We start from the raw sequence: 11,947 nt of genomic DNA, 5'->3' as shown, positions 1-11,947 counted from the left end.
GATTTTATGAATTTATCTAACTTTATAAAAATATGCCATCTATTATACGATAGAAAATATGTTGTTGGTTCTGGCGGAAATGTAAGTATAAAAAATAAAAATCTTATTTACATTACTCCAACAGGCTCCATTTTGGGATTTTTAAATGAAGAAGACATTTGTGTTGCAGATATTGAAGGAAATATCCTAAAAGGAAAGCCTACTTCAGAATTAAATATGCATTTGAAAATATATCAAAATAAAGAGTCCATAAATGCAATAGTCCACACTCATTCGATGTATTGTACTGCATTTTCAGCACTAGATAAAAAATTGGAATTATTAACTCCTGAAGCTGAAATTTTTATTAAAAAAATAGCATACGTTGACTATTTTCCATGTGGAAGTTTAGAACTTGCAGAAAATGTTTCAGCTTGCGTTGAAGACTCAATTATTCTAAAAAACCACGGAATAGTTACGCTAGGAAAAGATATAACTGAAGCTTACGTGAAAACTGAAGTTTTAGAAGAAATAGCACAGTTAAATTATATTATGAATAATTTGGGTGAATAATTATTCTAAAAATTTCAAAAAGGTTTAAATTTAAAATTTATTTAATTTCGTTTTTTAATTAATTTTTAATTGTCTCGAGTTCACTTACAATTCCCCAGATCTGGGTTCTTGTATGAATTGGCATGTTTGGATCTTCGCTAATATCGTCTAAGTATTGAATTGCAGTTGCACTTCTCACAATTAATTCCTGTTCTTCGTTATGTAATGCATTTTTTGCATTGTCTGCTGCTGCTCTGATGTTTCTTGGAACAGTTGTGTCTTCCACGATTTCTTCGAGCATTGACGAGATATTTCTGAGTTTATCTGTTGGAGATAATTTTTTGGCGCTAAACATGGATTCACCTCATTGGCCGTGTTTTAAATAAAAAAGAACTGTAAATTCTACTATTGCATACTATGATTAAATGCTATCATATTTAAAGATTAAGGTTATTCTTTTTGAAATTGAAATAAAAAGAGTTTTTTGTTAAAAAATCCCGTTATTTCTTGAGTATTTCTACTTTTTTGGAAGTTCCAACAAGTACTTTATCACATTTGCTGAATACCCCGTTCTCTAAAACTCCAGGAATATTATTTAACATGTTTTCGGTTTCTTCTGCATCATCAATGCTGATGAATACATCAATAATCATGTTTCCGCTGTCTGTAATTACAGGTCCCATTTTTCCAGAACCAGTCCTGATTGCAGGTGCAGTATTCATTTTTAAAAGTTTGTTTAAAACTGTGGAATAAGCAAATGGAATTACTTCTAATGGAACCGGAGTTTTATCACCTAATGAATCAACTAATTTTCCTTCATCTGCCAAAACGATGAACTCTTTTGCATGGTAGTCCACGATTTTTTCCATTGTGTGGCATCCACCGCCACCCTTTATTAGTGAAAGAGTGCTTTTGCAAACTTCATCTGCACCATCTACTGCAATGTCAATTTCACCACATTGATCAAGTGAAATTAATGGAATTCCGGCAGTACTTGCTACCATTCTTGAATCGAATGAAGTAGGAACCCCGTAAATGTATAATTCTTCTTCAACAATTCTTTTTCCAAGTTCCTGAATGAAAAGATTTGCTGTTGAGCCTGAACCAAGTCCTACAACCATTTCATCTTTTACAAGTTTTGCAGCCTGTTTTGCAACTTTTAACTTCAAAGAATCAGAATTCGTGGGTACTTCATCGTTAGCTTTTTTAGTCCTAGCCATAAAAATCACCAAAAATACTTAAAAATGCAATATATTTTGAATATTAAAAAAAGATATGGTTTTTTAAAAGTAAACTTAAAGTTTTTCTATAAGTTTTATTGTAAATTGGAGTGTTTCTCCAGCTAATTCGTGATTGAAGTCAAGAGCGACGTCTGCATCAGTAACTTCTAAAATTACCGCAGGTTCTTCACCAGCAACAATTACCATTCCTTCTTCAGGTTCAAAGTCTGCTTCATCGAATGCTTCGATTGGAACTCTTTCGATTAAAGATTCGTCTCTAAATCCGTATCCTTTTTCAGGCGGGATTGTAACAGTTACTTCTTCTCCAACTTTGAGGCCTAAAACTGCTTCTTCGAAACCTTGGATTAACTGTCCTTCCCCAACAGTGAATTCCAAAGGCATGTATGGTCTTCCTTCTTCGTAGATTCCTTCTTCTTTAGCCACAGCTTCTACTGAGGTATCAAAAACTTCCCCTTCTTCAAATCTGCCGGTGTAATCTACTTTAATTGTATCTCCTTTGGTAATCAAAAAAATCAACTCCTACTTCATGTGTGACTATCAATCAAATAATCAATATAATATATATATCTTATTATCAGCCCAGTTTATACACTAACTTTGTAAATCGGTCTTTTTAAGGGCATTTCTTTAAATCAAATCAAAAGTTATAAAAATTAAAAAATATCTAAAAAAATTAGAATATAAAAAAGGTGGAACAGTGATCAGTGTAAATTTAGCTTCATTACCAATTGTTGAAGATATGATCAACAGAAAAGAAGACTTAAACATTGAAGTAATTAAATTGGAAAACGGAGCTACAGTACTTGACTGCGGTGTAAACGTAATGGGTAGCTTTGAAGCAGGTAAATTATTTACTAAAATCTGTCTTGGTGGACTTGCACACGTTGGAATAAGCATTTCAGGATCCCTTGACAACAAACTCGTTTTACCATGTGTAAAAATTAAAACATCACACCCTGCAATTGCAACACTCGGTGCACAAAAAGCTGGATGGAGCGTAAGTGTTGGTAAATACTTCGCAATGGGTTCAGGACCTGCAAGAGCATTAGCAATGATGCCAAAAGCAACCTACGAAGAAATTGACTACAAAGATGAAGCAGATGTTGCAATTCTTTGTTTAGAATCTTCACAACTTCCTGACGAAAATGTTGCTGACCACGTTGCTGAAAAATGTGGCGTAGATGTTTCAAAAGTTTACTTACTCGTCGCTCCAACAGCTTCAATGGTGGGGGCAGTTCAAATCAGCGGTAGAGTTGTAGAAAACGGAACCTACAAAATGTTAGAAGCTCTTCACTTTGATGTAAGAAAAGTCAAATTTGCAGCAGGTATTGCTCCAGTTGCTCCAGTAATCGGAGACGACTTGAAAATGATGGGCGCTACAAACGACATGGTTTTATACGGCGGTAGAACATACTACTACGTTAAAAGCGATGAAGGAGACGACATCGAAAACTTATGCAAATCATTACCATCCTGTTCCGCTGAAACCTATGGAAAACCATTCTTAGATGTATTCAAAGAAGCAAACTATGATTTCTACAAAATTGACAAAGGAATATTTGCTCCAGCAGTTGTTACAATCAACGACCTTAGAACCGGAAAATTAATGTCATACGGTGAAACAAACGTTGATGTAATCAAAAAATCATTAAAATTCAGCCAATTATAAATTAACATAGCATATAAATACTAAATTTTCATATCTATTTTTTAGAATATTATTTCAGGTTTTATCAAAATTTACAAAAATAAAGTTACCGATTTTTAAGGTGTTTTTATGGATTTATCAAATTTAAATGAAAAAGATCTGGCCTTGGGCTGTAAATACTGTATAAAAGGAGAAAAACTGGTTTTGTATATTACAGGACTCTGCGAAGAATCCTGCTATTACTGCCCACTTTCAGAAAAAAGGAAGAAAAAGGACGTAATTTTTGCAAATGAAAAGCAGATCGATTCGATTGAAGAAGCGATTGAAGAAGCATATCTTTGTGGAAGTAAAGGGGTAGGAATAACTGGTGGAAATCCACTTTTAAGGATTGAAAGAACGGTTGAATATCTAAAAGCCTTGAAGGAAGAATTTGGAAAGAATTTCCACGCACATTTATACACAACACCAAAATTTGTTAATGAAGAAAATTTAAGGCTTTTAAAAGAAGCAGATCTCGATGAAATTAGATTACACTCAACAAAATTATTTAATGATTTTGAAAATTTCGATAAAATGGAGTTTTTAGAAAAATTGAAACTCTGTAAAAAATACGTCAAAGATGTTGGAGTTGAAATTCCAGGAATTCCAAATTTTGAAAAAGAAATTTTAGATTTGGCTTTTGAAATTGATAAAATCGGCGTAAAATTCTTAAATATCAATGAACTTGAATATTCAGAAACTAACTACCAAGCTTTAATCGATAGAGGATTTTCTGAAAAAGATGATACAACTTCCAGAATTTCAGGAAGCTTTGAAACTGCAAAATATGTACGTGATAATTTTAAAGGAAAAATGATAATCCATTTTTGCCCTTCTTCGTTAAAAGACAGTGTTCAGATGAAAAACCGACTTATAAATCGTGCAATGAACGTTGCAAAACCATATGAAGAAATTACAGAAGAAGGCCTTTTATTAAAAGGAATCATCAATTTTAAAAACATTGAAGACGTTTCAGAAGTAATTGATATATTAAAAGAAAATGAAGTAGACTTTGAGCTTTTAAAAGATCGATTATACTTAAATCCGGAAATTTTAGAAGATTTAATCGAACAGTTAAAAGAAAATGAATTTAATTTTAAATTTAGTGCATATATATCAGAATATTATCCCACATCAGATAAATTGGAAGTTGAAAGAATTCCTATTGTTACAAAAAAACCTAATTTAAAATTAAAGAAAAAATAATCATTTATTCTGTTAATGGATCCTAATTAATCCATACTTTCTTTAAAAAACCCGATTTTATTCTTTTTTACATGATTTTTTCGATAAAATTTTGTTTTTCAAAAGATATTTTAAACGCTTAAAAACATTTAAATCCCGATTATTCCGGATTAATTTTATATTATAAGTTTTATAAATGAGATTTTAACATTAAATCTTTTTTTACGCATTTAATCTTTAAATTATAATTATATAACTTTTAAATTTAACTTTAAGTTTAAATTTTAAGTTTAATCTTTTAATTATCGTTTATTATATCTTTATTTTAAAAATGGCATTTTCGAAAGGTTTAAAAAGTTTATTTAACATAGATTTGATCGGGGAAATTGAAGAGGGGCGCATAAAATGCCATAAACATTTCATCGTAAAGGGCATAATAAGACGAAATAAAATTTAAAACAGTGTTTAGGAAAAATACGAAAGTATTTAATTGGAATTTTTTGACCGGTTATGGAAACTAAGAAAATTTGAAAACACGTTAAAATTTGGGGAAATTTTTAGTTTTCAATAGGTTATTTAAAACTTGGTTAGTGGATACTCCATATATTGGTCATTAAATATATTCAAATATTTTAATATGAAACCAGGGGTGGTTTTGTGAATAAAAAATCAGGACAAGCACTATTCTTGGTACTTGTTATGGTTCTCTCAAATATGGGGGGTGTTATAGCACTTGAACCTACTACTTTAGATACTTGCACTTGTAATGGTGACAGTGGTTCAGGTACTATCATTATGGACTGTAACTGTACTGATGATAGATGTTTTAATATTAGTATTATTTCACCAGAATGCGCATCCACGTGGTGTGATGAAGTGCCAATTAACGGGACAATCGTACCATGCGTTGATGATGAATTGGGATGTGCTGACTACATAAAAGTATATTATAAAAAATTAAGCGACTACTGCTGTGACTGTGAATGCGGTAATCCTGAAGCTTATGAAGAATGCGGATGGAGTGTTGTCGGTACCGATGATTCTTTAGAAGGAGAATGTCCTGCATTGTGGAGTTTAGACTGGCCTATCTGCTGTGAAACTGATGGCTGTTACGTATTAAGAGCCGTACTCTACGATGGTTGTGATATGCAAGTAGGATGTCCTTCAGAGCCCGTATACATATGCTTCGATAAAGGGGTTGCTGTATGCCTAGATCTTCCAGCATCACTTTCCTGCGGAGGAACTATCGAAGGATGTTTAAATGAATCCTGCGATTGCGTTGACTATATTTTAATAACTGCAAACTACACTGGAGAAGGCTCTTGTCTTAGATGTCCTCAGGAAGATTGCATGCCTACTATGACATACATTGTCGATAGAGAAGACTTTGGAAACGCAATGTGCTGTGACTACACTTTTGATGTATTATTTAACAACCTTTACTGCGGAGGATGCTATGAAATAACTGCTACACCTTACGCAGACTGCACTGATGACTGTATGTATAATGGCGTACAGATCGGTGAAAAATACGTGGGATATCTCGAAATTATAAGGGAAGATGTATGCTTTGAAATAGAATGCCCTGCGCCAGTTACGCCAGAATGTGGTATGACACTTTGTGGGCCAATTACATTTTCAGGTATCCTAAACGATCCTTGTAATGCTGCACAATGTATTGAATTTTATGCAGTAAAAACAGGAAACTTCACGCTTTGTGATGGAGCTTGCTGTGCACCAACATGCAATGCATGCGATGGAGAAATTGTAACATTGGATTTAGAACTTCAGGACTTACCTGAAAACATCTGTCCAAATTGTGGTGCAGAAATGGATCCAATTATCTGCGGTGCATGCGGTGGAATAGTTACAGGATATTCCTGTCCAAATTGCGGATATCCATCAAATGAAGATATTGGAACCGGAGTTCCAGAATGTATCTGTGGAATTCCTGAAGATCATGATAACTACATTTGTAAATGTGCGTTATACGATATGGAATACCTTGGATGCACATATGCTACAATGCCAAACTGGACATTCACAACAAATGAATTTTGTGATTTTGATTCAGGATGCTACGAAGTATACGCCGTAGTTATTGACAAATGTGAATGCTACTATGAATACAGATACGACACTGTAGAATTTGCATACTGCAATGAAAGAAACCTGACAATAGAACTTGAAGATTGCGTATACGAAGACTGTTGGATGGGTGATAATTGCTATAAAGTATACGATATTCAGAGTGGAACAGTTACTGCATACGGTGATATCACAGTCCCAACATGCTGGATAGATTACCCGGACTATGTAGCCCTTGAATATGACTTTGGGGAAAAAGTATATGACAAATGCTCATGGCATATCGAGTGGGACGACAAATGGAAAGATGCAAGCTGTACAGATGGTTCAATTACATGGACTTATGAAGGAGCATGCCTCAAATCAGGAACTTGGGAAACTGACTGGTGTACTCCAGAAGATATTCAAAATGAAGAAGGAAAATACGTAAGAATAAGGGGTGTTGCGACAGGAGGTTGCGGTGAATTTGAATCCGAACCTATTGGAACAAGTATCTACAACGAATTTGACGTTAATATAATCGATCCTTGCGAAGGAAATACAATATACAACGGTAAAGTCATAAGAGGATTCGTATGGGTAGATACAGACTGTTGCGGCTGGTGGTGCTGGCCAGGATGTAATAATTGGCCAGATGAGGATGAAGTATGCCTACCTGACCACGTAGATCTCTACTGGAGAGAATATGGAACCGAAAACTGGTTACCAATGGACAGTGCATTCCTCAGCTGGAAAAACAGCGAACAGTACATCGACTTTACTGATTACGGAATAGATCCACTATATCCAAACTTGCCAGACTTCAGATGGTGTGACAACTATGCATACTGGGATGTAACGTGGACTTCATGCATGGTAAACTGCATAGATAACGGACACTACGAAATAAAAGCAGTTGTAGAACCATGTGAAAATGACGAATGCGGCGACTTTGAACGCGCAGAATACATTATAGACATCTATGTAGATGATACATCAGGCGTTACAATCTCAAAACCAATCGACGGACAGACTGTATGCGATAACTTCTGGGTATACGGTACGGCAGTCGGTGCTGGAGTTTCAAACGTAGACTTCTATGTATCAGAAGATAACTCATCTTGGACATTGTACAAAGAAGATATCGATGTAAATGTAGAAGATGGACGCTGGAAAGCTGCACTTAACACTTGCTGCTTTGAAGATGGACCATTATACTTAAAAGCTGTAGTTACAGGCCCATGTGACCAGAGTGAAAGCAATGTAATGGTTAATGTAAACAACGCTATTGAAATCGATATAACCTGTCCTGACTGTTGTGTATACTATGTAACAGGAACCAAAGCACCTATAAGAGGTACTTTAACAGGATGCTTGGTAGATGAAAGAGTAGGGGGCGTAAAAATATACACCCCAAGTGGCGAACTTATTGGGGACGTATCCAATGAAACTTTCAGATATATCGGTGACGGTACATGGGAGTGGGGACTTTGCTTTAACCCATGTGAATTGAATAATGCATCAACACAGATTCGTGCTGAAGCAGATTACTATTGTGGAAATACAATAACAACAATAACAACAGAATACGAATGCATGCAATATGACCCTGATCTTGTAGTATTGGATATTACTAGTCCAGGAGTTGAACCTACAGTTGCAGGAACTATTACGATAGAAGGTACTGTACAATGCATGTGCTTAGATTACTTAGAATTCGAATACAGAGAAATATGCGAACCTACTGGAGAGCCTATTGGAGACTGGACTAATTTCCCAGATGTCAGTACGATATACCTGCCTATAACATGCGACTGTGAAGGTATGATATGGACAATCGATCTCAACACTTGCGGAATGGACGGACTCTATGAAATAAAGGCTTCAGCATACGGCTGGCCATGTGAAGGCGCAATCGCATCAGACATGAGCATGATTGATGTGGATAACACCTTTGGAATTACATTAACAACCCCTGCAATAAATTCAGGAGTTAAAAATGGTACAATAGAAGTTGGAGGTACGGTTGAAAACTGCCCTGTAATTGATACTATCGAATTATGGTATATTGATCAGGGAATTCCAAATATGATTACAGATGAAATTACCTGTAGTGATGGTCTTTGGAACTACATGTGGGATACCACAACTATGGAAGATGGATGCTACTGCATTGTTGCTTACGCATATGATGACGATTGTGGCAGCATGGAAGCAACCAAAACAAGAGCCGTATGTATCAATAATAGTGGAATACCTGCAGAAATTAATGAAACAAACACTACGATAGACAGAGAATGTGTATCAATACTTACTGCATGCTACTTACCATGCACTACCCTATACGTAACATTTAATGATACAGTAAGCATTAACGATTCCTACGAGCCTTATGCTGACCCATTGGCTGGATTTGATATATCTGGTGGAAGCTTTGGTACAGGCGCTTGGATGGAAGAAGATGGCACAAATGACCATAGAATTATAGTACACTTGGGTACCGGCCACACAATTGCTTCGGGAACAAGTGGAATATCAATCAAAATAAATCAAACTGCAATACTTGGCCCACACGGCTTCCCAATAGTGGATTGCAGTGCATTATTGAAAGGAATTTCAATACCTGAAAGTTCAGGAACATCCGAAAGTTCAGGAACAATTGAACTTGAAAACATGAAAATGTTCTCTGTACCTGGAAAAGTAGATACTGAACAGATGATTATCGATGCAGGCATTGCAGAAGGTTCCTTTGTAAAATACACAAACGGAAGATGGGAACAAGTTACAGAATTCCAACCATTGGAAGGTTATGTATACATTGGTACCTTTGAAGGCAGTATGCCGATATACATAGAAGACTTATTACCTACCGACACCCCACCCGAAATACAGTTAGCTTCAGGATGGAATTTAGTCGGTGTAAATACATACGGTGGATCATTAGATCATGTAGCATGTGAAGATTTCATTGGAACGGCACCAATTAGCAAATTGCTAGAATTCAGTTCCAGTGGATGGCTAAAACTCAGCGGAAGCGACCCACTTGAACCAACAAATGCATATTGGGCATATGCAGACTCAAGCTGTAGCTTTGCTGGACAGTAAATGCTAATAATGGCTGAAAATTAAAATTCAGCCATTCCTCTTTTTTGAGGTGTAAAAAATGAAAAAAATATGTACATTACTATTAGTATTTGCACTTGTTTCCGGCTTGAATATTGCTTATGCAGATTCTGCTCCTAGCTTACCCCATACAATTTATGGGGACGTATCAATTAATGGACTTCCTGCAACAGGAACGTTAAAAGTACTTGTAAACGGAGTGGAAAGTGAGCAAGTGCAGGTTAATGATGGAGAGTTTGGTAAGGGATTATTTGATCCCAAACTAGTTGTTAGTGGAGCTTCAGGGGATGAACTTACATTTTCATTTGAAGCTGAAAGTTATACAATAAATCCAGCTTATAATATATACCTCGTAGATTCAGCTCAGTACGTTTCAGAAATTGACTTCGCATCTGGAGGGTATACTCAAGTATTATTAGAATTCACCGGAACGGGTGATACCGGTGATACTGGAGATACCGGTGATACTGGAGATACCGGTGATACTGGAGATACCGGTGATACTGGAGATACCGGTGATACTGGAGATACCGGTGATACTGGAGATACCGGTGATACTGGAGATACCGGTGATACTGGAGATACCGGTGATACTGGTGACAGTGGATCAATGCCACTTAATCCCGAATTATTCTACGGTATCGCAACAATTGGGGAAACCAGTGCTTCAGGAACTTTAAACGTTTATGTTGATGACGTACTTCAAGATTCAATTGAAGTTCAAAACGGATTATTTGGGGGCTCAGGACCGCTTTCAGAAAAACTCGTCGCAACAGGATACGTTGGAGAATCCAATGAAGTTAAATTCACCTTAGTTTCTGGAGAGGAAACTTATTCAAGTTTTATTGCGGAAATCGGTGAAGAAACTTACACAGATGAACTTCCATACGTTGAAGGGGTACAAAACATTGATATTGAGTTTTCAGAAGTTACTGGAGATGCCGGTGATACTGGAGATACCGGTGATACTGGAGATACCGGTGACAGTGGATCAATGCCACTTAATCCCGAATTATTCTACGGTATCGCAACAATTGGGGAAACCAGTGCTTCAGGAACTTTAAACGTTTATGTTGATGACGTACTTCAAGAGTCAATTGAAGTTCAAAACGGATTATTTGGAGGGCCGTGCCCACTTGCAGAAAAACTCGTCGCAACAGGATACGTTGGAGAATCCAATGAAGTTAAATTCACCTTAGTTTCTGGAGAGGAAACTTATTCAAGTTTTATTGCGGAAATCGGTGAAGAAACTTACACAGATGAACTTCCATACGTTGAAGGGGAAGCGTATTACATGGAAATAAGTTTTTCTGAATCAGCAAATACGGAAGATAGCAATAGTAATTCAAATACTAATGAAACAAATAATTCGTCAATGCCACTTTATCCAGAATTATTCTACGGACTCGTTTATCTTGATGATACATTACCTTCCAGCACATTGAATGTGTATGTTGACGATGTACTTCAAGATTCAATTGAAATTGAAAATGGAGTATTTGGGGGAGAAGGGCCTCTTGATGATAAACTGACTGCGACAGGTTACGAAAGCAGTAGTAACGTAGTCACGTTTTCACTAGTTTCTGGAGAGGAAACTTATTCAAGCTTTACTGCAGAATTGTCAAATGCTACTTACGAAAATGAAGTTCCTTACGATGAAGGAGTACATTACGTAATAATCACATTCTCAAGTAAAGCCACTGAAACTGGGGACTCTGGAAGTACAGGAGGTGGCGGATCTAGCGGAAGTAGTTCAGATGACTCTTCATCGACAGTTATTATCAGTTCAGATTCGTCAGAAACTTCAGCCACTACCAAAAATTCAGATTCAGGAACTTTGATGAAGACCACTTCATCAGCAAATCCTGGTGAAACTTCGGAAGATACCGAACAGACCACTGCGAAAAATTCACAGGATGTAACTTCAGATAGTGAAACATACGATAATGAAACAGGAGTTGTGTTACAGCAGGAAAGCCCACTTGGTGGAATAAACATTTACCTTGCTATGGCTGCAATATTATTGATATTGATTGCACTAGCTGCAGCATGGTATCAGTCAAGAGAAAAACCAGAAGTTTTACCTCAGCCATAACTTCAAACTATTTTTTTA

The 11,947-nt window shown here is 36.2% G+C and carries 8 protein-coding genes; 5 read left to right on the top strand and 3 right to left on the bottom strand.

Annotated elements, in window-relative coordinates; all coding sequences use genetic code 11:
- Positions 1-6: 6 nt before the first annotated feature.
- Positions 7-552 carry an L-fuculose phosphate aldolase gene (gene fucA, locus MMARC5_RS02050; protein ID WP_011868173.1) on the top strand — a complete coding sequence of 182 codons (546 nt, stop codon included), beginning with the start codon at positions 7-9 and terminating at the stop codon, positions 550-552.
- A 58-nt stretch (positions 553-610) separates the two neighbouring features.
- On the opposite strand, the gene MMARC5_RS02045 is transcribed toward fucA, so the two are convergent.
- The 3 genes from MMARC5_RS02045 to MMARC5_RS02035 form a co-directional block, all read right to left on the bottom strand.
- The gene (locus MMARC5_RS02045; protein ID WP_011868172.1) at positions 611-886 is read right to left on the bottom strand and encodes a UPF0147 family protein; all 276 of its coding nucleotides are present in this window, start codon (positions 884-886) and stop codon (positions 611-613) included.
- Positions 887-1,031: 145 nt separating this feature from the next.
- Positions 1,032-1,751 carry a ribose-5-phosphate isomerase RpiA gene (gene rpiA, locus MMARC5_RS02040; protein ID WP_011868171.1) on the bottom strand — a complete coding sequence of 240 codons (720 nt, stop codon included), beginning with the start codon at positions 1,749-1,751 and terminating at the stop codon, positions 1,032-1,034.
- Between the two features lie 75 nt (positions 1,752-1,826).
- Positions 1,827-2,279 (bottom strand): FKBP-type peptidyl-prolyl cis-trans isomerase, encoded by a 453-nt coding sequence (locus MMARC5_RS02035; RefSeq protein WP_011868170.1) that lies wholly within the window; start codon positions 2,277-2,279, stop codon positions 1,827-1,829.
- 190 nt (positions 2,280-2,469) lie between these two features.
- Between MMARC5_RS02035 and mch the strand changes: the two genes are divergently transcribed.
- The 4 genes from mch to MMARC5_RS02015 all read left to right on the top strand — a co-directional run bounded on the left by mch (position 2,470) and on the right by MMARC5_RS02015 (position 11,929).
- On the top strand, positions 2,470-3,441 hold the full coding sequence (gene mch / locus MMARC5_RS02030) for a methenyltetrahydromethanopterin cyclohydrolase (RefSeq protein WP_011868169.1): 972 nt from the start codon (positions 2,470-2,472) through the stop codon (positions 3,439-3,441).
- Between the two features lie 108 nt (positions 3,442-3,549).
- A complete protein-coding gene (locus MMARC5_RS02025) occupies positions 3,550-4,665 on the top strand; it encodes a radical SAM protein (protein WP_011868168.1) in 1,116 nt (371 codons plus the stop codon).
- A 636-nt stretch (positions 4,666-5,301) separates the two neighbouring features.
- Positions 5,302-9,816, top strand: coding sequence for a zinc ribbon domain-containing protein (locus MMARC5_RS02020; protein WP_011868167.1), 4,515 nt, complete (start codon positions 5,302-5,304; stop codon positions 9,814-9,816).
- Between the two features lie 58 nt (positions 9,817-9,874).
- Positions 9,875-11,929: a hypothetical protein gene (locus MMARC5_RS02015; protein WP_011868166.1), complete on the top strand. Its 2,055-nt coding sequence runs from the start codon at positions 9,875-9,877 to the stop codon at positions 11,927-11,929.
- The last annotated feature ends 18 nt before the right edge of the window (positions 11,930-11,947 follow it).

The sequence above is a fragment of the Methanococcus maripaludis C5 genome, from assembly GCF_000016125.1.
In the GTDB taxonomy this organism is placed as follows: Archaea; AGJL01; Methanococci; order Methanococcales; family Methanococcaceae; genus Methanococcus; species Methanococcus maripaludis_D.
The sequence above is the reverse complement of the archived record's forward strand: the minus strand, read 5'-3'. Positions and strand labels throughout refer to the sequence as shown.